This window comes from Streptomyces odontomachi (assembly GCF_024435355.1).
Classification (GTDB): domain Bacteria; phylum Actinomycetota; class Actinomycetes; order Streptomycetales; family Streptomycetaceae; genus Streptomyces; species Streptomyces odontomachi.
On sequence record NZ_JAMJWG010000010.1, the window covers coordinates 223,051 to 247,419 of the forward strand.

13 protein-coding genes are annotated in these 24,369 nt (G+C 73.8%); all 13 read left to right on the forward strand.

Annotation, left to right across the window (positions count from 1 at the left end; all coding sequences use genetic code 11):
- Positions 1-35 precede the first annotated feature (35 nt).
- Positions 36-1,013, forward strand: a complete 978-nt coding sequence (locus NQO67_RS21930; RefSeq protein ID WP_255951811.1) for a hypothetical protein — start codon at positions 36-38, stop codon at positions 1,011-1,013.
- A 108-nt stretch (positions 1,014-1,121) separates the two neighbouring features.
- Complete coding sequence (locus NQO67_RS21935; RefSeq protein ID WP_255951812.1) at positions 1,122-4,007, forward strand: hypothetical protein; 2,886 nt, start codon at positions 1,122-1,124, stop codon at positions 4,005-4,007.
- Between the two features lie 91 nt (positions 4,008-4,098).
- A complete protein-coding gene (locus tag NQO67_RS21940) occupies positions 4,099-4,608 on the forward strand; it encodes a hypothetical protein (RefSeq protein ID WP_255951813.1) in 510 nt (169 codons plus the stop codon).
- 382 nt (positions 4,609-4,990) lie between these two features.
- On the forward strand, positions 4,991-5,713 hold the full coding sequence (locus tag NQO67_RS21945) for a Crp/Fnr family transcriptional regulator (protein ID WP_255951814.1): 723 nt from the start codon (positions 4,991-4,993) through the stop codon (positions 5,711-5,713).
- A 111-nt stretch (positions 5,714-5,824) separates the two neighbouring features.
- Positions 5,825-6,694, forward strand: coding sequence for a nucleotidyl cyclase domain-containing protein (locus NQO67_RS21950; RefSeq protein ID WP_255951815.1), 870 nt, complete (start codon positions 5,825-5,827; stop codon positions 6,692-6,694).
- Positions 6,691-9,261: a hypothetical protein gene (locus NQO67_RS21955; protein ID WP_255951816.1), complete on the forward strand. Its 2,571-nt coding sequence runs from the start codon at positions 6,691-6,693 to the stop codon at positions 9,259-9,261. Before NQO67_RS21950 ends, NQO67_RS21955 begins: the two co-directional genes overlap by 4 nt.
- Positions 9,254-10,552, forward strand: a complete 1,299-nt coding sequence (locus tag NQO67_RS21960; RefSeq protein WP_255951817.1) for a hypothetical protein — start codon at positions 9,254-9,256, stop codon at positions 10,550-10,552. Before NQO67_RS21955 ends, NQO67_RS21960 begins: the two co-directional genes overlap by 8 nt.
- Positions 10,549-11,112 carry a Pycsar system effector family protein gene (locus tag NQO67_RS21965; RefSeq protein ID WP_255951818.1) on the forward strand — a complete coding sequence of 188 codons (564 nt, stop codon included), beginning with the start codon at positions 10,549-10,551 and terminating at the stop codon, positions 11,110-11,112. The genes NQO67_RS21960 and NQO67_RS21965 overlap by 4 nt, the downstream gene beginning before the upstream one ends.
- A 104-nt stretch (positions 11,113-11,216) precedes the next feature.
- On the forward strand, positions 11,217-13,478 hold the full coding sequence (locus tag NQO67_RS21970; protein ID WP_255951819.1) for a VWA domain-containing protein: 2,262 nt from the start codon (positions 11,217-11,219) through the stop codon (positions 13,476-13,478).
- A gap of 133 nt (positions 13,479-13,611) precedes the next feature.
- Positions 13,612-17,226, forward strand: a complete 3,615-nt coding sequence (locus tag NQO67_RS21975) for a tubulin-like doman-containing protein (RefSeq protein ID WP_255951820.1) — start codon at positions 13,612-13,614, stop codon at positions 17,224-17,226.
- Positions 17,223-20,087, forward strand: coding sequence for a hypothetical protein (locus NQO67_RS21980; RefSeq protein ID WP_255951821.1), 2,865 nt, complete (start codon positions 17,223-17,225; stop codon positions 20,085-20,087). Before NQO67_RS21975 ends, NQO67_RS21980 begins: the two co-directional genes overlap by 4 nt.
- Complete coding sequence (locus NQO67_RS21985) at positions 20,084-22,237, forward strand: hypothetical protein (protein WP_255951822.1); 2,154 nt, start codon at positions 20,084-20,086, stop codon at positions 22,235-22,237. Before NQO67_RS21980 ends, NQO67_RS21985 begins: the two co-directional genes overlap by 4 nt.
- Entirely contained in the window at positions 22,234-24,240 is a 2,007-nt protein-coding gene (locus tag NQO67_RS21990; RefSeq protein ID WP_255951823.1) for a hypothetical protein, read from the forward strand. Before NQO67_RS21985 ends, NQO67_RS21990 begins: the two co-directional genes overlap by 4 nt.
- Positions 24,241-24,369 lie beyond the last annotated feature (129 nt).

Genomic DNA, 24,369 nt, shown 5'->3' on the forward strand with positions numbered 1-24,369 from the left:
CACGCCCGATCATTCGTATACGAATAGGAGACGGGATGGATTTCGGAATCTGGCCCGGTGTGGTGCGCAGCGACCTCGTCCGGTTCGACACGGAGATCGACGCACCGCCGGAGGACATCGAGCGCACCCGACTGGCGCTGACCGAACTGGCCGGGCAGGCCCGGCGCTTCTACGTGCGCTGCTACCGCGGCCACGGCGGCGGCCAGCCACCCACGCCGGCGAGTCCTCGGCCCTACCTCGGCGACAACCGCGTGGTGGACCTGGTGCTCGGCTACGGGTGCGAGGATCCCGCCGGTTTCGCGCGGGCTGCCGCGGCTGCCGTGCGGGAGGTCGCCGAGCTCGGCGGCGGCAAGATCCAGGTCTGCGAGGAGGTCAACGCGCCCGCCCCGCAGGACGGCGGCCGGGCCGGCTGCCACGACGCCCTGGCCCGGGGGCTCACCGCGGCACTGGCCGAGCGGGACCGGCTCGGCGCCGAGGTGCTCGTCGGGTTCAACGCCGCGGTGGCGCTGCCCGGCGATCCGTTCTGGGACAACGTGCGCTCGCACGTCCCGCCCGAGGTGCTGGCCCGGGTCGACTACGTGGGCCTGGACTTCTTCCCTGACGTGTTCCGCCCCCTTCCGGCAGCTCGGCTCCCCGGGGCGGTGCAGCACGTGCTGCGCGCGTTCCGCGACTCGGCCACGGACGTCGGCCTTCCGCCGCAGGTCCCGATCCACCTCACGGAGACCGGCTGGCCGACCGGGCCCGAGCATCCCGAGCACCAACAGGCCCAGCTGCTCGGCACGGTCGCGGGAGCGGTGCTGGAGATCGCGGCGGAGGTGAACATCGACGCCTACGAACTGTTCGGCCTGCGCGACGGCCTCACCACCGGCCCGCGCATGAACCGGTTCGGCATCCTGCGCGACGACCACTCCCCCAAACCCGCCTTCGAGACGTTCCGCCACCTCATCGCGGCGACCCGGCCGGTGCCGTCCGCCGCCAGGGGGGTGTCGGCAGGGACGCGGACGCGGGGGTGAGGGGCTGCTCCTGCGCCCGTGTCCGTGCGCCCACCTCCCTGCCAGCGGGCCCGTGGTCGCGGCCTGCGGCGAGGCGATGCCGTTCGCGGGCGGTGGAATGATGAGGGTGTGTCGGGGAGCGAGCACATTCACCAGGAGATCTCCGGGCAGGCTTCGATCCACGGCCCGGCGGTCCAGGCCCGCGACATCGGTGAGCTCCACATCCACTACGACGGGGGCGGGCGGGGGTGGGCCCGGACGCAGTCGAGCCGGCTGTTGGGCGAGGTGACCGACCCGTTCGACCTGGAGGTGCACCACTCGATCGACCCCCCGGCCGGCTCGGGGTCGCCGTCGCTCCCGGTCTACGTGCCGCGCGCGCACGACCGTGTGCTGGGTGAGGTCGTGGCGCAGGCAGCCGAGGGGGCCAGCCGGATCGCGGTGCTGGTGGGCGGCTCGTCGACCGGCAAGACGCGGGCGTGCTGGGAAGCCCTCGCAGCGTTGCGCCGGCGGGACGAGCCGTGGCGGCTGTGGCATCCCATCGACCCCACCCGCCCCCAGGCCGCCCTCGCCGAGCTGCCCGACATCGCCCCGCACACCGTGGTCTGGTTGAACGAAGCCCAGTACTACCTGGCACCGGACACGGTGGGCGAGCAGGTCGCGGCGGGCCTGCGGAATCTGCTGCGCGATCCGGGCCGGCGTCCGGTGCTGGTGCTGGCCACCCTGTGGCCGGAGCACTGGGTCACCCTGACCGGACGCACCGGCCCGGACCCGCACGCGCAGGCACGGGAGTTGCTGGTCGGGCGGAAGATCTGCGTACCCGACGCCTTCACCTCTCCCGATCTGGCGGCCCTGGCCGATCGGAGCGTCCGGGACGCCCGGCTGGCCGAGGCCGCCGAGCAGGCCGCGGACGGTGAGATCACCCAGTACCTGGCCGGTGTGCCGGTCCTGCTGGACCGTTACCAAGAGGCGCCGCCCGCGACCAGGGCCGTGATCCGCGCCGCTATGGACGCCCGCCGCCTGGGCGCCGGACCACACCTCCCGTGGGCACTGCTCGAGGAGGCTGCCCCCGGGTACCTCACCCGGTCGCAGTGGGACCGGACCGGTGACGGCTGGCAGGACCGGGCGCGCGACTACGTCACCCAGCCCTGCAACGGCGTGCCCGCGATCCTGCTGCCCGTCAAGGCCGACCGCCGCAACCAGCGCGGTTCGGGAACCCCCACCCCCGACTCGGCTGCCGGGAGCGGGACCGGCGCCGAGCACGGCGGGCTGTACCTGCTGGCCGACTACCTCGACCAGCAGGGCCGCCGCCCCCGTGCCGACCTGATCCCTCCGATCGACTTCTGGACCGCGGCCGCCGCCCACGCCCACCACGCCGACCTCAGAGCCCTGGGGAACGCAGCCCGGGCCCGTGGCCTGTACCGGGACGCGGCACAACTCCACCAACACGCCACCGCCCACGGCGACCCGTTCGCTCCCGGCACCCTCGTCAGGCACCTGTACGCACTGCACCCCGGCGACCCCCGCCCCGCCCGGTACGCCGTGACCCACGTCCCCGTGGACGATCCACGGGCCGTGGCCGACCTGTTGAACGCGCTGCGGACCGCGGAGTCGGACGAGGTGGCCGCACTCCTGGCCCACGACCCCGCCGGTCGCGCCCCCCTCGACGACCCGTACGGCGTGGCGGGGTTACTGGAGGAGTTGTGCCATGCCACCCTCAGCGCCCCGAGCAGGGCACGTAACCAGCGGGCCGCGCTCCTGGCCCGGGACCCCGCCCGCCATGTCAGCGTCGACAATCCGCTTGGCGTGTCCCACCTCCTCCACTGGCTGCGCTATGTCGGAGCGCGCGAGCAGCAGGCCGTACTTTCCGAGCGAGCCGCGGCGCACGTTCTCGACACGGCACAGGACGCCGACGAGCTGCTGGACTGGGTGCGGGCGATCGGCGCGCTGGAACTCGGCTGGCTGCGGGCCATCGATGCGCATCACACGGCGTTCGCGGTCCTCGCGCGGGCCGTCGAACGGGTCGCCCTCGACGATCCGGGCGCGGTGGGCGCACTGTTGGAGCTGTTGCAGGAGTTGAAGGCGGATGACCAGGTGGCGGCGCTGGTCGCCCGTGGTCCAGCAGGCCACGTTCCGCTCGACCAACCATCCGCAGTGGCCCAGGTGTTGCGCAGGCTGAGCGCGGTCGACGCACGTGACCAGGTGCTCTCACTGGCCGAGCGGGCTGCTCGCCACGTCCCCCTCGACGATCCGGGCGCGGTCGGCACCCTGATCATCTGGTTGTCGATGGTCGGAGCGGGCGACCCGTTGGCCACGCTGCTGGCGCGCATGCCCACCGCACAGGCGCCGACGAACGACACGTCCGTCCCGGGGAGCCTGCTCTCCACTCTGCGGCGCGTCGGAGCGTACGAGCATGCGGCCGCGTTGCTGGCCCGCGATCCTGCGGCGCACGTCCGCACCAACGACCCGGGACGCCTCGCCGACTTCCTGCACCACCTGCGGGATGCAGGCGCACATGACCAGGTGAGCACGCTGCTCGCCCGGGACCCCGCCGCCCACGTCACCCTCGACGACCCGTACGGCGTGACAAGCCTGCTCGACGCGCTGCGGGCGGCAGGGGCGAGGGATCAGGTGGCCAGGCTGCTGGCACGGAGCCCCGCTGCCCACGCCTCCCTCGACGACCCGTACCACGTGGGCCGCCTGCTGGGCGGCCTGAGGCGAGCCGGCGCTGATGACCAGGTGAGGGTGCTGCTCGCGAGGGATCCTGCCGCCCGTATCGCGCTCGACAGGCCGGGCGTGTTCCTGGACCTCCTCCTGGAGGAGCTCGAGCAGGCCGGGGAACGGGTCCGCGGGGACGCCGGAGCACAGCTCGCCGCGCTGGCCGAACGGCTTCCGGCAGTGGGGAAATTCGGCGCATTCCTCCAGATCGGTGAGCGTGCGGAGCGCTATTCGTTCGGGCGTGAGCCCGATGGAAGTCCCGCCGCCCCGTGGGGCTGGGACGATCTGACGCCGCGTTAGTCACGGAATAATCACACTCGCCACGCATTCTCCACATGCTGCCCCGGCAGGCACTACGGTCATTCCACCCGAAGCACACTGGGGGGACAAGATGGCCAATCCGCACACCACACCCATGCCGCCCACACCACCCCCGTCCGACATACGCCCGCTCCACAAGCGCAAGCGCATCTGGCTCGGCGGTTCGGGCCTGGTCGTCCTGGGCGCGCTGATGGTCGGCGTCGGCAACGGTGCGGAGCAACCGGCCGAGAGCAGGGTCAAGCCGTCCACGACCATCACCACGACCGTGACGGCCACTCCTAAGCCCGGCCCGACCGTCACCGAGACCGTCAAGGCCGCACCCAAGCCCGGCCCCACGGTCACGGTCACCAGGACCGCCCCCGCCAAGGCGGCCGACGGCGGCAGCGCCGACGACTCCGGCACGGGCAGCGGGAGCCAGGATGGCACCGGCACGTGCTCGATCGTCTCCAGCTCGGGGAACTGCTACGCGGCCGGACAGTTCTGCCGGAACAGCGACCACGGCGCCGTCACGACCACGGCGGCCGGCGCGAGGATCAAGTGCACGTACCGCTCCAGCGCGTGGCGCTGGACCTACGCCTGACCGCGAGCACCCGACGGACCCTCCAGCACCCGAGTACGCGACCCGCCACCTCCACCGCCCCTGAGGCCGCGACCGGCGCCTGGGCCGGTCGCGCACGCCTCCACCATGACTGCCTCACGGCTTCCTCACCGGAACATCACCCTTCTGGCCATAGAAATCTGAGTTTTCGCCAAATCCACCACCTCGGCCGGGATGCCTTATGCGAGTGAGGATGGGTGGATGTATGACGCAGTCACAGCATGCCCAGGGGCCCACCTGGCAGTTCGTCAACCACGGCCCTGTCAAGGCCATGTGGCGCAATTCACTCGCCTGAAAGCGGTGCTCTGTCACCATCAACGCCATCGCGAAACGAGGTATCCGGACTGCGGCGGGGGGCGTGGCCATGGGTCTTCTGGGCAATGAGCTGGCGTTCGCGCACGCGCTGACGGCCCAGGAACGGGAGAGCATGATGGCTCTCGGCAACCGGAAGAGCTACCCCGCCGACGCCCACCTGCTGACCGAGGGAGACCGGTCCAGCCACGTATTGATCATCATCCAGGGATGGGTCACCGTCTCCGTCGCCACGGACCGCGGCGCCACCCGGCTGATCCTCGGGCTTCGTGGTCCGGGTGAACTACTCGGCGAGATGGCCGTGCTGGACCCCCATCCCCGCAGTGCCACCGTACGCGCGCTCGGTCCCAGCACGGCCCAGGTCATCGCCGGGGACGCGTTCCGTCGATTCCTCGCCCTGCACCCCCGGGTCAGCGGGCTGGTGATCCGTCAGCTCACCTTCCGACTGCGCAGCGCCGACCAGGAACGGTCCGCGCTCGCCTCGCTCACCGTGCTCCAGCGCCTGGCCAGCCGGCTCACCGAACTCTCCAGAGCCGAATCGTCGGGCCCCTACACACCGTCCGGAACGAGCCCTCTCGCCGGCCCCTCGCCGGCCGGCCCCGTCATCCAGCTGGCCCAGGACGAGCTGGCCGCCACGATCGGAGCCACTCGGGAGGCCGTCGCCAAGGCCCTGCGCCTGCTGCGCGATCAGAACATCGTGCGGACCGGCAACCGGCAGGTGGAAATCCTCGACCCCGCGCTGCTCGCGCTCCTCGCGGAAGGACATCAGGAGTAGAGCCGCGCCCCGCCATGTGTAAACGGCTACAGACGGCCGGTGCCCCGGGCCTTGAGGCTGGGGGACACGGACCACCTCTTCGGCAACGGACAGGACAACAGGGGGGCAGGCGTGAACCACGACGCCGCGGAATCCGGCGAAGCCCACTACAAGTCGGTGATCAGCGTCGATGCCAGACGTTCGGGACAGTACGACGACATCGACAGGCCGCGGATGCGCGCGCAGATCTACCGGGTCCTGGAGACGGCGTTCGCCCACGCCAGAGTGGGACGCGACGCCCTCCACATGGAGGACCGCGGCGACGGCGTGCTGCTGGCGGTGGCGAGCCGGATCGCGGTGACCCGGCTGCTCGGCCTGTGGCTGGTGGAGGTGCACGAGAAGCTCCGGGCCGAGAACCGCGGTCTGCGCGTGCCCCTGGGGCTGCGCATCGGCATGCACGTCGGCCCGGTACGCCACGACGAGCGGGGCATCAGCGGTCGCGCGGTCGACCTCGCCTGCCGGCTGGCCGACTCCTCCGTCGCACGGGAACTCCTCGACGCCGAGGGCGCCGACCTCGTGATGGTGACCTCCCAGTCCCTGTACGAGGAGGTGGTCAGCGGCGGCGGCAAGTTCATCGAGCCCGCGCGCTACTCCTCGGCCCGGCTGGAGCTGAAGGAGGGGGAGGTCACCGCCTGGTTCCACCTGCCCGGCCGACCCGCCCCCGACATCCACGCGGGGTCGACCGCCGCCGGCCCCTTCGCCGCCGCCCTCGCCGAGGCCGCGCAGACCGCGGCCGACTTCGCCGCCGCCATGCCCAGGTCCACGGCCGAGTCCCCGTCCGAGGCCGCACCCGCACCCGGTCACCGATCCGACCAAGAGGGCACGCACTACACCGTCCACGGCGACATGTCCCAGCACCACGACAACGTCTACCAGCAGTCCGTGCACATCGGCCGGACCACCGACCGTGACACCGGGCGCCCGAAGGGCGGGACGACATGAGCGACGACCAGCAGGCGGGCGCCCCTCAGGACGCCCCCGACACACCGGACGAGGGCCGCTCCCCCGAGCCGGCGGACAGGAAGGGCCCGGACAAGAAGGGTCCCGGCAAGAAGGACTCCGACCGGAAGGGCCGCGACGGCAAGCCCCGCAAGGACGACGACCAGCCCCGCGACGACGACGGCACGCCCGACCCTGACGATGCGGAGGCCGGCGAGGACGAGGACGACGAGCGGGAGAAGGAACGCGAGCGCGCCGCCGGGCGGTTCAAGGCGTACACCCGCGACCCGCTCGCCGAGGACGAGGGGCAGGACGGGCCCACCGATCTCGGCGCCGCCGCACGTGCCCGCCGTGCCACCCGCATGCTGTTCGACGTACGCCGGGACCTGAACGCCTTCGACCGCTCGTACTTCAACAACGCCCTCATCGGCGACGTCAACCTGCGGCTCGACGGCCGCCAGACGGGTGCGGGGATGCGCAGCGGGCCGGTGCCCGAGGACGAGCTGCGCAGGCTCCGGCGGATCCACGTGGAGCCGGCGGGGTACACGCAGTTACGCCAGGCGCTCCGGGCCCGCCGGCTGCTGGTGCTCGGCGCCGCCCCGGGCACCGGGCGGGCCAGTACGGCACTGTCGCTCCTCGACGAGGTCACCGGCCCCGCGGCGGACGGTACCGACCCGGACTCCGCGGCCGGCTCCCGGATCCGGCGGGTCGATCCGGACGTCCCGGTGCGGCAGCTCGCATCCTCGCTGGAAGCCGACGACGACAAGGGCTACCTGCTGGAGCTGTCCCTCACCCGGCCCGGCGCGCTGCCCCCCGCCGAGATGGACCTCGACGAGCTGGCCGCCGCCCTGCACCGGAACGAGGCCTTCGCGGTGATCGTCGTCACCGTCGGATCGGCGGCGAACCCGCTGCTCGCCGGGCGGTACGGCATGCTCTGCCCGCCCGCGCCCACCCAGGACCTGCTGCACACCCGGCTCCGCGAGCGGCTGGAGCGCCATGCCACCACGGCGTCGGACGACCCCACCCGGGCGGACGACCTGCTCGCCCGCGCCCAGGAACTGGCGGAACGCGCCGAGGTCAAGGAGGCGGTCGGCCTCGATGACCTGCGCCCGGCCGAGGCCGAACTGCTCGCCTCCCTGCTGGCCGCGCAGGTGACGGGGGACGTCCCGTACGAGGAGTTGCTGTCCGGGTGCCGCAGCCTCGCCGCCAACCAGGCCCAGGAGTGGTTCGCCGGGGTCGACCGTGCGCTGACGGCGCAGCCGGCCGAGGCGGAGCAGGCGGGGCGGCCCGGCACGGCGACCCTGTTCCACCCGGTGGCGTTCCGGATCGCCCTCGCCGTGCTGGGCGGTGCCACCTACAGTGCGGTGGCCGCCGCCGCCCACCTGCTGACCTGGGAACTGTCCGTACAGTGCGATCCGGACAACACCCCGGCCCGCCCGCTGTTCTGCGACGACCCGGAAGCCGACCTGGCCCTCTCGCGGGCCGCGTCACAGGACGGCAAGGTCGAGGTGGAGGGCGTCGAGGTGCCGGCGCGGTTGATCTGGTACCGCGGTTCCGCCCTGCCGTCCGCGGTGCTGTCCGAGCTGTGGGACCGGCACTTCCCGGTCCGGGCGCCGGTGGTGCGCTGGCTGCGGCTGCTGGCGGACGATCCACGCTCCCAGGTGTGGATGCGCGCCGCGGTGGCCGCCGGGGAGCTGTGCGTACGGGACTTCGACCACGGCTACACGGAGCTGGTCCGACCGCTCGCCGAGGCCACCACGCCCCGTCGCAGGATCTTCGCGGCCACCACCCTGGACCAGGCCGCCGGTCATGACTCGCACCGCAGGACCGTGCACAAGCTGGTCGCCGACTGGAGCCGCAACGGCACCAAACCGCTGCGCTGGACCTCGGCGATGGCGCTGGGCTACGGAAACGCCGCGGCCACGATGGACGACACCCTGGACGCGCTGGCCCGGATCGCGGTGCGCGACGAGGGGGAACAGCTCGCCGTCGCCTCCTTCAACGTCGTACGGCTGCTCGCCCTGCCGGGCGCGGCGCAGGTGCTGGCGCGGCTGGCCGAGTGGACCCACCACAAGCGCGAGCAGTACCAGGACCTGGGCCTGGTGACCACCGTCCGGCTCGCGCTGACCACGGTGGACGACGTGCTCGCCGACGACCCGGACTCCCCGCTGGCCGACCGGGGCGACTGGCCGCTGCCGCTCGCCCTCGCCGCCGCCCGGCCCGAACTCGTCGACGCCATGGCCGACCTGATGTGGACGGCCCTGAACACGGCACGGGCGCGAGAGGTGGCGGTGGACGCGCTGGAGGGTCTGCTGCGTTCGGCCGTGCGCAAGGACGGCAGCGAGTGGACCCGGACCGGACTGGCCGCGCTGCTGCCCGCGCTGGTGGCCGAGGAGCGCGACCGGCGGCAGCTGGACCGGCTGCTGCGCCAGCTGATGAAGGACTCCGAGAGCCCCGTGCCCGACGCGCAGGCACGCGACCTGTGGTGGCTCGCCGTCACACCGCCGCAGCGCAGGCAGCAGGAACAGGTACGCCGGGTCAGGACCCGCGAGGAGGAGAGGCATGGCTGAGGAGAAGTCGGCGGGCGGCGGCACGGCGCCACCCGGACCGTTCCTGCGGGAGTACACCCCGGACGGGCCCCCGGCACTGAGCGCCCAGAAGGCCTCCGTGCTGTTCTACCGCAACGGCGGTCACAGCGTGGTCACCGTCTCGGGGGTGCGCCACGTCGACAAGCGGGCGCTGGCCCGGCCGTACGCCGTGTGCGAGATCGCGCAGGGCACCTATGTCTCGCCGCTGCGTCTTGAGCTGCCGGCCGCCGGCGGCACCAGCTTCTTCAAGGCCGAAGTGGACATCGAGTGGGAGGTCACCGACCCCTATCTGGCCGCCGTCCAGGTCGTGACCGACATCGCCAAGCGGCTCACCTCCCCGGTACTGGAACGGCTGCGCGAGGTCACCCTGACCTACCCGGTGACCGCCGCCGAGCAGGCCAACCGCGTCATCACGCGCGAGTGCGCGGGCGGACGCTGGAGCGACCTCGGATCCGACCTCGGACTGCGGGTACGGCTGTACGTCCGCCTGGGAGTGGACGACGAGGCCATCGGATACGCCAAGCAGCAGCGCGCGGTGCATGCCGACGCCACGGTCACCAAGATGCGTCAGGACGGGTTCCGCCACATGTTGCAGGGCGGTGACCTGGAGCAGCTCAGCTTCATGCTGGCCGCCGACCCCGAAGGCGCCAAGGACTTCCTGGAGAAGATCCGCCAGGAGGGCCGGCAGGACGAGCGGGACCGTGTCGACCGGCTCTACACCATGGCGCTGCGCGGCGAGCTCAACGCCGTCGACGTGGAGACCCAGGTACTCAACCTCCTCAACAAGGACAACCGCGGCCTGACGGGCCCCATCGGATCGGTGCCCGCCCGCCGTCCGCCCCGGGAGCTGGAGGCGTCCGGCGACGGCCCGTTCACCCCGGAATGGGTGTCGGACGAACCGCCTACGCGCCCCAGGCGCCGGCCCCGGCATGCGGACCCCCACCCGCCGGACGCCGTCGACCGTGAGCCTCCGCACGACGGGCCGCACCGCTCGGACCGGGCGTCGGACGACGACAACGACTGGAACGGTGCCCCCCTGAACGGGCGGACGTACCGCTCGGACGACGACGCGGACGACGACCTCGGGTGGGACGCTCCGCGCAGCAGGCGCCCCCGGCCGGAGCCCCGTCCCATGGACGACCCCGACCTGGATCCCGCACCCGGTCGCACCGACCTGCCCGGGAGCCACCCGGTGGAGGACGTCGACGGGCAGCCGCGCAGCCGCAGGCGTGCGCGGGACGACGGCTGGGACTGGGCGGACGAGGAACGATGACCGCCGAGGGCGCGGCCCAGGGCTCTGCCGACCCGGTCGGACCCGTGCCGGACGGGGGTCGGCACGGGTCCGACCGGGCGGGGGAGCGCGTCGCCGAACAGCTGCTGAGCAGGGTCAGGGAGGACCTCTCGGGGGCCGACTCCAAGGCTGCCGTGCTGCTGTCCGGGACGCTCGCCCTGCCCGCGTTCCTGCTGGGTTGGCACGGCGCACCGGGCTGGCACGGCCCCGCCGACGTGACGTTGGTGCTCGCCGCCGTGCTCTGGGCCGGCGCGGTGATCGCGCTGATCGGCGCGCTGATGCCGCGCACCGGCACGGTCCGGGCCCATGACGCGGTGACGTACTTCGGCGACCTGACGGGGGCCCGGGGCGCCTCCCGCGACCTCACGGGGCTCGCGACGCAGGTCGCCGAGGCCGGGCGTGAACCCGTCGAGTGGCTGCTCGTCCAGGCCGTGGACGTCAGCTCGATCCTGTCCGTCAAGTACCGGGCCATCCGCTGGGGCATGAGCTTGCTCGCCCTGTCGGCGGCCCTGGCACTGGCCTGGGGCCTGACCCCGCGTTGACGCGTGGCCGGCCCGCATCAAGCGCTGCATGGAGCAACGAACGAGGAAGCAGGGGGACTTCGGTGGGAAACGTCACGGGAAGACGGCAGACAGAAAGGGGCCGGGTGCGCCGCGCCACGGTCCCGGCACTGGCGGCCGCCGCGTTGCTGGTGTCCCTGCTGGCTCCGGCCGGTCGGGCCGCGGTGCCGGCGGCGGACTCCGTACCGGCTTTCCCCGCGGTCGACTACGCGGTGGCGGTGGACGAGTCCGCGAGTCTCGCAGCCGAGGACATGAAGGCCGAGAAGGCCGCCGCCGCACGGATCGCCCTGGGTGACGTGTCCTCGGACTCGCACGTCACCGTCTTCGGGTTCGCCGCCGCCGAGGCCGCCGGCCAGCGCGCGGTCGACCCGGTGTGCCCGCGCACCGGTCTGGACGCGGCGGGCCGCGAGACGGTCGGCAGCTGCGTCGACAGGCTGCGCAGCCGCTCGAAGCACGAGGGCACCGGCACCGACTTCCCGAGCGCGATACGCCAGGGGGTACACGACCTCACGGACGGCACCGACCCGTCCCAGCCCCGGGTGCTGTTCCTGCTCACCGACGGGTACATGGACGTCTCCGACAGCCCCAACTACGGCCCTCCCGAGCACCGCAAGGCCGAGGGCGAGCGGCAGCTGGACCTCGCGCTGAAGGCCGCCGCGGCCCAGAACGTGCAGGTCTGGCCGCTTGGCTTCGGAGCGAAGCCGCGCTGGGACGAGCTCAAGCGGATGGCGGCCGGCGGGTACCAGAAGGGCTGCGTCGACCTGCCCTCCGCCCGTCCGGCGCCGCACAAGGTCAAGGCCGCGGACATCGGCTCCACGCTCGAAGACATCTTCGCCGCCGCGCACTGCATGCGGCACGAGGACGGCACCAGCCAGCGTCCCCCGGCCACGTTGCAGGTCGGCATCTCGCCGCTCGCGACCGTGGGCAGCATCGTGGTCGACAAGGGCGACCCCCAGGTGAAGATCACCTACTACGACCCGAGCGGCGACAAGGTGCCCACGCACGGGACGTACCAGAAGTCCCGGTTCGAGCTGGCCGGCGGCAACGGCCCGGTGGAGGCGCTGAAGATCGTCGACCCGCTGCCGGGCACCTGGAAGGTGCGAGCCGAGGCCCCGGAGGGGCACCGTTCCCTACCGGTCTCCGTGAGCGTGCTGTGGCAGGGCGAGCTGCGCAGCGCCCTCACCATGGACCCGCCGTCACCGCAGGTCGGGGGCGAGGTGACGGTGACCATGCGGTTGCAGACGCGCGAGGGCTACCAGATCAAGGACCCGTCCGACTACGCCGGGCTGCGGGTCCGCAGCGAACTGACCGGTGACGGCTTCGACCCCGTGCCGCTGAAGCTCACCGACGACGGCACCGCGCCCGACCCCGCCGCGAGCGACGGCTCCTTCACCGGCACCGTGCGGATCCCCCGGAGCGCCACCGGGACGCTCACGGTGAGCGCCACCCTGACCGCCTCCGGACTCAAGGCCGACACCCGCAGCCTGAGCAACCCGATCGCCCCGGGCCAGCTGCCCGTCACCGCCGGCGTCGACCTGCCCGACGCGAACACCCACCCCGGCGCCACGATCACCGGCACCGTGTCCGTCCACAACACCGGCAGGACCGCGCACCGCCTGCGGTTCGCGGTGACCGATCTCCAACCCGGGCTGCTCTCGGTGCGCCCCGCCGAGATCACCATCGAGCCCGGCGAGTCCGGCACCCGGAAGGTGACGGTCGAGGTCGCCCCCGCTGACGTCTTCGGCGACCGCGTGGACGACGACGGGTTGCGGATCGCCGGCACCGTCACCGTCGTCGACGCCACCGACCACGACCGGGCCCTCGCGCACGCACCGCTCGCCGTGCGGGTGACGCCCGAGCCGGGCATCGGGGAGCGGTACTGGTGGGCCTTCGTGACCGCCGGCGTCGGGGTCGCGCTGGTCGCCGCCGCGGTCACCCTCTGGGTGCGGCAGCGCCGCCGGCGGCGCGACCCGAACGGACTCGTCCTGCAACTCGTCTCGTCGGAGGACGGCAGCGTCGTCAACGAGCACCGGGCCGGGCACGGCACCAAGCAGTGGTACGAGTTCGCCGTCGCCGAGGCGCACCGCAGCCCGCGCATCGAGCGGCGCCCGCACGGCCCGTACGCCGTCCGGCGCAACCCGGAAGGCGGCGCCGTGCTGCGCAAGCGGGGCAGCGGCCGGGTCCCGGTGCCCGCACGCGGACAGGTTCCGCTCACCGGCACGCTGCACCTGGCCCTCGGCGACGACGGCCGCCCCCCGAGGAACGACCGCCCACCGCAGCCGCCGTCCACACCCGGTGAGGGCGGCGGCAGCGGCACCGACAACAGCGCCTTCAGCTCCTACCTCTGACGATCCCGCCGGGGTGGGCGCCGCACGCCGGCGCCCACCCCGGCACACCCCACCGCGGCCACCGCGCCGCGCCCACCACGGACGTTCCCAGCACGCACCCGCGGCTGTCCGGGCCGCGCACGGGGAGGAAACCATGAAGATCTTCCAGCCGATGCTCTTCGTCGGCCTGGGCGGCACCGGAGGACTCGTCGGTGCCGAACTCGAAAGCCGGCTACGCGCCGAGATGTGCGGCCCCGACGGCATGGCGCTCAGCCGCCAGAGCGGCCACCACGCGCCCTTCCAGCTGCCGGACTGCCTCCAGTTCGTGTACGCGGACTACAGCGAGGCCGACCTGCAACGCCTGCCGCAGTTCACCGTGGACCGGTCGATGCGGGCCGCCTACGCCCGCACCTCCCGCGTCACGCACAACCTGCTGCCGAACTTCGACAGCTCCCCCGAGGTGACCAAGATGCTCCGGGCGAGCGTGCGCGAGGAGGTGACCGGCTGGCTGCCGCCGGTCACCGGCGAACCGGAGGTCACCCCGCTGCGCAGCGGCGCCGGACAGCTGCCCACGGTCGGGCGCGCCGCGCTCTTCGCCACCCTCCGGCACGGCCTCGCGCCGGTCCTGGAACCGCTGCTCCAGGCGATCGACGCGATCGCCAAGTCCGCGGGCGACCTGAGCGAGCTGGGCGGCAACCAGGTCAGCGGCTGTGACGTGTTCGTCGCGTTCTCGGTGGCCGGCGGCACCGGCGCCGGGATCTTCCTGGACTACCTGCACCTCATCAACCACGCCTTCCAGCTGCGCCGCTTCGACGGCGTGAAGATCTACCCGCTGGTCGTGATGCCGTCGTCGTTCTCCGCCGCCACCGGCGGCGGACGCGAGGCGGAACTCAACGCGGCCCGGTCCCTGATCGACCTGTTCCGGCTGGTGGACCGGCAGAACGCGCCGAAGGAGAACGCGGAGATCGGCGACCTCGACGCCGACTCCCGGTTCGGCATCCGCTACCCGGGCACCACCCCGGTCCGGCTGCGCACCGGCATCCTGCCCACGGCGTTCCTGTTCAGCCCGACCGCCGGCATCCGCGCGGACGACCTGCGCCGGTCCATCGTCTCCCTGGTGATGTCGCTGGTCGGCACCGAACTGGGCGACGGTTCGGTCCGGGGGCGCCGGATGGCGGGCGACGACGACTACCAGACGTTCGCGGCGAGCTTCATCAACCGGGGCGTGGCCCGCGGTTCGCTGTCCCCCACCGGCATCGGCCGGCAGGGCGTCTCCACCAGCCTGGTGGCCTCCATGACCGCCCCGATGGACCAGCTGGCCGACCTGGTGGCCGGGCGGGTCCTGTGGGAGGCGGTCACGGACCTCGTGGAGCGGCCACGGGCCGTGCTGCGGGACGGCGCTGTGCCGATGATCCGGCAGCTGTTCGCCGACGCACAGCTCGAAGAGCTGTGGGAGCGCCGGCAGCTGGAGGTGCCCGAGCCCGATCCGGTGCCGCGCGGCGCCAAGAACATCGAGCGGGCGCTGGGCGAGCGCATCGGCGACATGCAGCGGCTGGTGTCCGACCTGCGGGCCGAGGCGCACCGCCAGGCCGCCGTGATGGCCGACCGGTTCGCGCCGCGCCAGGCCATCGACAAGCTGCTCCAGCAGGCCGACCCGTTCCTCGTCGAGCGGATCGTCAGGGGCACCCCGGACAGCGACGACGCCATCGCCCGGCTCGGCTTCCTCGGCATGCTGGACAGCCGCGCCCGCACCCCGCAACGCCCGCCCGGGGTCACCGAGCCGCCGCCCAAGATCCCCGGGATCAAGGGGCAGCTGGCCGGCCTGGCACCGGCACGCTGGGGCGACGACGACGTGCAGGCGGCCCTGGCGGAGCAGGACGCCTGGTACCAGTGGCGCTGCCGGACGGTCTGGCACGAGGCCTGGCGGGACCAGCAACAGCACTGGCAGCCGCACGCGGACGCGGCCGGCGCCGACATCGACCGCCTGGTGCGGGCCTTTCGCAGCCACAGCGACCAGGAGCGCAGGAACACCGGGCGGAAGACCCGCGAACTGTACGACGACCGCACCGGCATCTCGTACCTGCTCCCGCCGCAGCGCAACCTCAGCCACTTCTACGAGGACGTCGTCACCCGGCTCATCCGCGGCGAGGGGCTGCGGGAGGGCGAGTACGAGTCCGCGCTGCTGCTCAAGCTGGTCGACGGGGACACCTGGCGCCAGGTCCACGCGCGCAGCCGCCGTGACCCGGAGGGTGCCGTGGCGCAGGTCAAGGGGCACCTGGAGGCCCGTATCACCCGGCTGTTCGCCGAGAAGGGCAAGCGGCTGGAGGAACGTCCGCTGCTGCCGTCCATGGGCACGCTGCTGGCCGCGGCGGCGGGCAGCCCGAACTTCACCGACCAGGCCAGCAAGGAGGCGCTCGACCTCTTCGGACGCAAGCTGGCCGGGCTGCTTCCCGTGGGGTTCACCCCGGAGGGCACGGGTCCGCTGCGGGTGCTGGTCACCCACCCGCGCGTGGAGGCCACGGCGGAGGTGCAGGAGTACCTCGCCAAGATGCTGCGGCTGCCCTCGGACGCGAAGAACTCCGTGGAGTTCCGCGGCGTGGACACCGACTCGATCACCGTGGTCCTCTTCCGCAGCGAGATGAGCCTCACGCAGGTGCCCGAGGCCCGCAAGGTGCTGCGCCAGTGGACCCGCGCGAAGGAGTCCGAGCAGGCACAGGACGTGCTGCGGTGGCGCCAGCGGCTCGGCTACCGCGACAACTGGATGGTCAGCACCGAGGAGGACCGCTGCACCATCCTGCACCGCCTGCTGTGCTCCCTGTGGAACGGCCAGGTGGATGTCGTGGACGGCGACCCGGCCTCGCCGGAGCGGGTGCGGCTGCGGCTGTTCCCCGAGGAGGGTGCGCACGTGCCCGGGGTCCGGCTCCGGCTCGGCATCTACCCGGACGGCGTGTCGAGCTGGGCGGAGCTGCTGCGCAGTTACGAGCGCTGGTCGGTCCTGGACGACGAGCGGATCGTCGAGGAGTACTGCGGTGTGCTCATGACGCAGGCGCAGCCGCTGGGTCTCGCCACGTCCGGCAGCGAACCGCATCCGCTCTTCGTCGACCTGGTCGAGAAGATCGCCCCGCGCCAGCTGGAGCTGCTCGCCGACCGCCGCAGGCGGGGCGGCGGTCGTGTCGAGGGGTGGGTACGGCCGCTGTGGGAGTTCTGGGCCGAGACCCTGCCGGCCGCCCTGGACATGGAGTTCGGCGACCAGCGCGCCGTCCAGCCCACGCTGCGCACCCTGCTGGACCATGTGCGCGGGAGCGCGCCGGGAGGACCACGCGTCCGCGGGGACGACGCCCGGGGACCCCGGCGCACGGCACCCGATGACGACGACTGGGGCACGGCTCCCGTCTCCTCCTTCGACTCCTACCGACGCGACGCCGACCGGGACGGGCCGGCCGGCGACGGCGCCGATGACTACGGCGACGAACGGCACCCCGGCAACGGGCGGCGGTACGACGACGACCGGCGCCACGACAGCGACCGCAGGTACGAGGACGACCGCCGGTACGACGACGACCGGCGCCACGACGACGGCAGCCGGTACGACGACGACCGCCGGTACGACGACAGGCGATGCGCCGACGACGGGCAGGACGGGCGCGACCGGCCGCCCCGCGGGGACGCGCCTCCGCCGCCGTGGACCGGGCCCGACGACCGCACGGCACCCGGCGGCGGCGCGCACGGCCCGTCCCGCCGTCCCTCCTGGGAGGACGAGTCCGAATGAGCACGCCGCAGGACATCGAAGCCGTCATCCACCTGGACCTGAGGGCCAAGGCGGCCGAACTCGACAGCCCGGCGGCGCTGCGCGCCAGGGTCGCCCGGCAGTTGGGCGCGGCCGGACTACCGGAACCCGACGACCCGCTCTTCCTGGTGGTCGACACTCCCGCCGGGCTGACGGACCACCAGCGGCAGTACGAGCTCCTCACCGGCTTCCGGGCCGTGGGCGAGGTCAGGCTGCTGGTGCTGCTGGTCGGCAGCGCACCGGGCTCGTACGCCGGCGAGGACGAGGCGTTCCGGCCGGACCGCCGGCTGGTGCGGCCCGCCGTACTGCGGACCTCCGGCACCGCGCTGCTGTGGGCCGGCGACCTGCGGTCCGCGCGCACCGCGCTGGAGCAGGCCGGGCCCGACGATCCGGACGCACTGGCGGTCCTGGTCGGCGTGCTGTCGGTCCCGGACCTCTACCGCAGGGTGCTGGACACGGTGGGGGCGTTGCCCGAGGCCGTGGCCGCGCCCGGGGTGCGGCTGCTGGAGCAGGACCTGCCGCCCGAGGTGCGCGAGCGGGCCTGGCGCGACGCGCTCACCCGGTTCGCGGGAGAGGACACCGAACTGGCCCCGGACGTCCACCCGGCCGACCCCGCCACGGCCGAACTGCCGGAGCCGCTCCGCGTGCTGGCGGCGCTCGGCGGCGACCGCGACCAGCAGCACCGGGACTCCGGCGGCAGGGCCGACGGCATCTACCGCGCCTGCGCGCACGCCCTCACCCGCGCCCAGGAAGCGCTTACCGGCCTCCAGGGCCTGCCCGGGCTGCTGCGACCGGCCCGCAGGGCGACGTTCGAGGTGGACGTCGAGGAGGCGCGCGAGGCGCTCGAAGCGTACCGGGAGCTGGTCGGCGCGGCCCTGCGCGGCGCCGGCACGGGCCTTCCGGCCGCCGAGGCGGCCGCCCGGCTCAGGGCCCTGGGGCTGCGGGTGCCGTCGGCCGAGGGGGTGGGCGAGCGGATCGGCGAGGGGCTGAAGGAGTTCGCCGGAAAGCTGCTGGACCAGGGGCTGCCCATGCGGACGGTGGCCCAGCGCTTCGCCGGCCTGGCCGGGTGGGTGGCGCCGGTACCGGGTTCGACGCTGCTTCCGCAGCTCGCCGACCTCACCCCCGGGCGAACCGACGCGGACGACGACACGCACGCCGCCCGCCGCGCCGACGCCGGGGCCCGATCGTCCGGCGGGGCCGGCACCCTGGCGCGCGGCCATCCCCTGGCGAGCGTGTCGGCGGGGTTCGCGGGGCTGTCGGGGGCGCTCTGGCAGGGCCCGTTGCTCGCGCTGGCCGTCGTCGTCCCGTTGCTGTTCACGGCCGTGGCGCTGCTCGGCGCGGCCCGGCTGCGGGGTTCCGGACGGCCCGGACGCTGGGCCGTGGGCCCGCGCGTCGGGGCGTTCGCGGGTGCGGCGGTCGGGGTGGGGGTGGCGCTTGCTACCGCGCCCCCGGTCTGGCTGGGGGCCGCCGCCCTGCTGCTGGGCCTCGGCGTCACCGGGGAGACGGCCCGCCGGCTCTGGAGGGCGGCGGCCGCCGCCTGGGCGCCGGGCCGTGCGATCACCGGGCTGCGGCGTCACCTGGACGAGCTCGACGGCCTGCTGGCAGCGGCGGTACGCGAGCAGTGGGCCGTCGAGGAGCGCCTGTACTGCGCCGACGCCGCCCGGTCGGTGGCCGGCATGTTGCGGGCGACGGCGGCAGCGGCGGAGTCCGAAGCCGGGTCCGAGCCGGCGCGTACGCCCGCGTCCGACGCCGTGGACGGGCCGGCCGTGGGCGCGCCCGCCGAGGACGACTGGCTCGACGACCCCTCGGCGCTCGAGCCGGACGAGGGCTTCGCGTCCGACGACGCCGAGGGCGACTGGGCGAGCGCGTACGCCTGGCAGGAAGGGGCCTCGTGGGACGACGAACCGGCCGATGAGGAGGGGCCGCTGCCGCTGAAGGTGCCGGAACAGCGCAGCGGCAGGGCGGGCTCCGACGCTCCTTGGGAGGGGCGCACCGAGCGGGTGCCGCGCTGGCTGGAGCGGGAGAGCGGGGAGGGCGGCCCGGAGCTGGTCGCCACCCTGGCGGCCGATCTGGCGGACGCGGCACGGGAGGCGATGAAGCCGTACTGGCGCGCGGTCGAACGCGGCCAGGCCGGCACCCTCGCCGTCCGGCGCACCGAGGAACGGGTGCACGAGCTGCTGTCGGCCGCCCGCAACCACCTGCGGCACAGCGGCGTGCTGGCGCCGCCCCCGTTCGCCGCCCGCCGTGCCCGCGGCTCGGCGGCGAGCCTGCTCGGCACCGACCCGTACCGCCCGGCCGAACTGGTCGGCGCCGAGGCCGACCGGCAGGCCGTGGTGCAGCTGTCCTCACCCGAGCAGGGCACCCTGCTCAGCCGCGACCCGGGGGCCGCGGTGTGGGTCAGGTTCGCCCCGCGTGCCGTGCGCGACGAGGTCGAGAAGGCCTGGCGGTCGAGCGGTGTCGTGGCACCGGAGGGCGTGCTGTGGACGTCGTCCGGACGCTACGCCGGCCTGGTCCGGCTCACCCCGTTGCGGATGGGCGTGGTGGACACCTTCCGGCCACGTCAGGGCTCCGTGCCCGGCGCCGGGACCGACGCCGATCCGGAGGCCTACGACCTCCCGGGCCCGCGCGGGCCGGCCGACTCCTACGACGCACCGGACCCGTATGACCGCCCGGAGGCGACGTACGACCGCGGAACTCCGTACGACCGCACGGACCGGACGTACGACGACACGGATCCGTACGAGGAGCCGCAGCGCCCGTACGGTGAGCCGCGTCCGTCCGACGGGACCGGCTCGCCGGACCGTCCGGGCCCGGACCGCCGCGGGGAGAGTGACCCCTGGTGACCGGCTCCATGCGCACCCCCGGGTCCGGGCCGGGCGGCGCGGCCCCGGACAAGCTCGCGTTCACGCTGGCCTCGGGCCGGCGCCGTACCACCCCGGCACGCTTCGGGCGCGCGTTCCCGCGCGACCGGCAGCTGCCCCACCTGATGCGCAAGTGCCTGCTGGACGGCAACGACGACAACCCGGAGCAGTGCGTCCAGGTCTGCCTGAGCGCCGCCGACGCCGCCGACCCCGCGGCACGCGCGCTGCTGGACACCGAGGCGGGCACCGCGCTGCACCTGCACCGCGCGCTCGGCGACACGGAGTACGCGGTGCTCTTCCCGCGGATCGTCGGCTACGAGCTGGACGCTGCCGAGCCGTACCTGCTCTACGCGGCACCGCGCGGCATCCCGGTCGCCCGGACCCCGGTGCTGGCGGCGACCGACCAGCCCGGCTTCACCCGTGATCTGTTCCTGGCCCTGTGCCTGCTGGAGAGCCAGGGCCTGGTGCCGCGCGGCGTATCACCGGCCACCGTGCTCTGGGACGGCGCCAGGGCCCAGCTGTGGGGCCTCGAGGCGGTGACCGGGGTGGGCGGGCCCCGCAGCCCGTGGGGCCGCCAGCCCTACTGCCCGCCCGAGCAGCGGCTGGGCGTGGGGGACAGCGATGCGCGTGACGCGGTGTGGAGCGCCGCCCAGGTGCTCTACCGGCTGGTGACCGGCAGGCCGGGGCCCGCCGACCGGGTCCCCGCCGACCTGCGTGAACACCGGGTGCTCGACCAGACGTTGCGGAACGCCTTCGCACCGCGTGCGACCGGCCGGCCGACGCCGGCCGAGGTGCTGGAACTCGTGGCGCCGGGCGTCGCCCGCCAGGTACGGCTCACCCTGCCCGCCGACGAGACGCGCCCGTACCGGGAGGCCTTCGAGGACACGCTGAAGGCGAAACGGCGGGCGGCTGCCGGGCCTTCCGCGCACGCGCCGGGGCAGGGGCAGGAGGGCGAGCGCGGCTCCGCCGAGGTGCTCTGCCCCTACTGCCTGGAGCCCCTCCGGCTCGATCTCAGCAAGCTGTACGTCACCGACAGCAAGATGCAGTACGAGCCGCTGAACCCCGCCCCCGTCAAGAACCCGTTCGTGCGGGACGACGTCATGCGCGGTGCGGTCCAGAAGTGCACCGCGAACGCGGAGTTCCCCGCGCACTTCATCCCGGTGCCCTACCTGATGTACGGCCGTCCCCTGACCGTCGCCATGGTCGGCCAGTCGTCCACCGGCAAGAGCCATCTGCTGACCCAGATGATCGCGGCGGTCACCGACGGCGGCCTGGAGCCGTTCGGCCTGAAGTGGCGCTCGGTCAACCCGGAGCAGCACGCACGGTTCGTGCGCGACCGGGTGCAGCCGTTGCGCAACGGCCAGGTCCTGGACCACACGGCCGGCCTGGGCATGGACGACTACGCCCGTTTCGTGGAGTCGCTCCTGATCACCGACGCCCGCGGGCAGGTGCGCCCGGTCGCCTTCTTCGACCTCGGCGGCGAGGACCTCGTGCGGACCGACACGGCGCTGCGGTTCCTGCTCGGGGTCGACGCCCTGGTCTTCGTCGTCGACCCGGCGCTGGCCCTCCCGCTGCCCCAGCTGGACCACGTCAGGGAACGCTGGGAAGTGGAGGTGAACCGGGACGGTGACCTGGCGTTCGGCACCGTCCTCGACCGGCTGCGGAAGGACGGCCCGTACCTGGACGTGCCGGCGACGATGGTGCTCGGCAAGGCGGACCTCCTGAGGTTCCAGCCGCCCGTCGACCGGTGGTTGGGCCGGCCGCAGGCCACCGCGCTCGACCCGGCGCTGGTGCACGAGGAGAGCCGGGACGTGTACGGGCTGCTGCGCCGGTACGCGGGGCAGGCGTGGCTGCGGCCGTTCGACGCGTTCCGCCGGTGCACCCTGCACATCGCGTCCGCCACCGGGGGCCAGGAGGCCGACGGCCGCTATCCGGCGGGCGCCGGGCCCCGGCGGGTGCTGGAACCCCTGCTGGCGCTGCTGGCGATGCACGGGTTGATCGAAGTGCCGGGCGGCGCCGAGGCGTTCGGACTGGGGCGGGGGTCCGCTGCGGCGGGAGCGGCCTCCCGGGCATCCGTGTCGCCCGAGGAGTCCATGCGGGACGAGGGAGCCAAGGGGAGGGAACGTTCGTGAGCGATTTCCGGGACCGTGAACCGGTCCACGCGGAACCGGCAGGGGTGCGCGGGCCGGCCGACGGTGACGCCGAAAGCACGGTGCACCAGGTCGTCTTCCGCTGGGAGGGCAACCACGGCCGGCAGGACACCGGTATGAACGCCGTCGCCCGCTCCTGCTCGGCCGAGCGCGCCGAGGAGGTGGGCCGGGACCTGGGCCGCCTGCTGTGGGTGTCCGGTGCGGCCGCCGAGCGGCACAGCGTCGTGCGCGCCCTGTCGCGCGACGGCGACGTCCTCCTCGTCCAGCGCTGGCCCACCACCGATCGGGCCGGCCGGCGCAGCACGGTCAGCCAGGTGCTGATCGGTGCTCCCAAGACCCTGAAGACGTATCAGTGCCTCGGGCTCTCCTACCGTGGCTGGGGCGATCGCGACGCCGCCGAGCGGGCGACCGGTCGGCTGGACCCGATCCCGTGCGCGGAACTCGACGCACGGGCCCGCAGACGGCTGCCGGGCATGGTGGATGCGCTGCCGACGGTCGAACACGCGCTGATCCTGGTCGCGGCGGAGTGGCTGCGCGATCCGACGCAGCGGGTCTCGCTGCTCACCCAGGAGCAGAACCCGCCCGGCTGGCCGGACCGGGACACCACTCCCCTGGTCTGCCTGGGGCTGTATCTGCTCTTCGGGTCCTGGCTGGGCGGGAAGTGGACCTTCGCCACCTACGACGCGGTGGACACGCATCCGCTGCGGCTGATGTGCGTGCCGCACTGGGAGGCGGAGGCGGGTGGCGCCGGCGGCCCGCTGGCTCGGGTCATGGGCCGCCAGCCCAGCAAGCCGGGGTTCGAGCACCGGGCGGCGGCCCGGTTGGTGGAGCACCTCCTGGCGCACCCGGACGCCGGCCCCGGGGTGCCGCAGCTGGTCGACGAGCTCAGGGACGGCGCACTGCTGGACTGGCCGCAGCGGCGCGCCCGGCTCCAGGAGATCATCGACGCCGACCGCACCGACCACGCCCATCGCACCGACCACGCCCATCGCACCGGCCACGCCGACCGCACCGACCGCACCACCAAGCACCCCACCGCGCGCGCCGCCGCGCCCGCGCACCATCCCCCGGCGCCCGCCTCCCCACCTGCGTCGTCACCGGCCCCGTACCCGGAGCCGGTGTCCACGCCTCCGCCTCCGCCTTCACCTCCGCCACCAGCGTCGCCGCCTCCGCCGGTCTCCCCGGCGACGGCGCCCTCATGGGCCCACCAGGAGCACGGCACCGGGTCCGCCGCGCCCGACGGCGGCGGGCCCGGCCCCGATGTCCGGGCCCTGCACAGGGCTCTCCTCGACCACCGGCGCGACGATCTCGTGCAGCGCAGCACCCTGCGGGCGCAGCTGGGCGGGCTGTCGGACGAGGTGCTGCTCGACGAGCTGTGCTCCGGCGAGCTGCCACAGGACTCCGTGGAGCTGCTGCTGGACGAGTTGGGGCTCCCCCGGCGCGTCCACGCACGCCGCAAGGACGTGCAGCGCGCGCTGTGTGCGGAGGTGCTCCGCAAGGGCCTGTACTTCCCCCCGTACGGGCAGGACGCGGAAGGCGCTTCGCGTATGGGCCTGGCCGTCCGGGCGGCCCAGCTCTTCACCTGGGCCGTCGCCCCGCTGGCACGGGAGGAGCGCTATCTGCTCGACCTACGGGAACTGGTCCATCGGATGGGCCGGGACCGCCACCCCACCGCGGGCACCTGGATCTGGCAAAGCATCATCACCCCGGCGAACGGCGAGGTCCCTGACCTGCCGCCCACCGTGTGGCAGCTACTGCTGCGCGACATGATCAGCCGCAACGACGGGCCGCCCGCGGACGCCCCACCCCCCGACGCCCCCGCCGCCCACGAGGCGACGACGTCCCCGGACACCGCCCCCGACGCGTCCGGACCGCACGCCGGCACGGGACGGCTCTCGGAGCTGATCTACCATTCGGGCTGCCTGGTGGGGGCCATCGTGCTGCTGTTCGCCATGATCATCACGATCATCGTGCTGCTGGCATGAGCTCGACGCCCGCGGCGTCCGGTGGCTCGGCGTGCACGTCGATCGCGTTCCCCGGTGCCGTGCCGGCCGCTTCCCGCCGGTCCGGTAGGCCGCCCGCTTCCTGCCGGTCCGGTACACCTCGTCCGGGCC

Excerpts from the sequence above, each read along its gene's own strand:
- NQO67_RS21980 (WP_255951821.1), top strand. The coding sequence starts at position 17,223 with ATGAGCACGCCGCAGGACATCGAAGCCGTCATCCACCTGGACCTGAGG.
- NQO67_RS21960 (WP_255951817.1), top strand. The coding sequence starts at position 9,254 with ATGGCTGAGGAGAAGTCGGCGGGCGGCGGCACGGCGCCACCCGGACCG.
- NQO67_RS21930 (WP_255951811.1), top strand. The coding sequence starts at position 36 with ATGGATTTCGGAATCTGGCCCGGTGTGGTGCGCAGCGACCTCGTCCGG.
- NQO67_RS21975 (WP_255951820.1), top strand. The coding sequence starts at position 13,612 with ATGAAGATCTTCCAGCCGATGCTCTTCGTCGGCCTGGGCGGCACCGGA.
- NQO67_RS21940 (WP_255951813.1), top strand. The coding sequence starts at position 4,099 with ATGGCCAATCCGCACACCACACCCATGCCGCCCACACCACCCCCGTCC.
- NQO67_RS21945 (WP_255951814.1), top strand. The coding sequence starts at position 4,991 with ATGGGTCTTCTGGGCAATGAGCTGGCGTTCGCGCACGCGCTGACGGCC.
- NQO67_RS21955 (WP_255951816.1), top strand. The coding sequence starts at position 6,691 with ATGAGCGACGACCAGCAGGCGGGCGCCCCTCAGGACGCCCCCGACACA.
- NQO67_RS21965 (WP_255951818.1), top strand. The coding sequence starts at position 10,549 with ATGACCGCCGAGGGCGCGGCCCAGGGCTCTGCCGACCCGGTCGGACCC.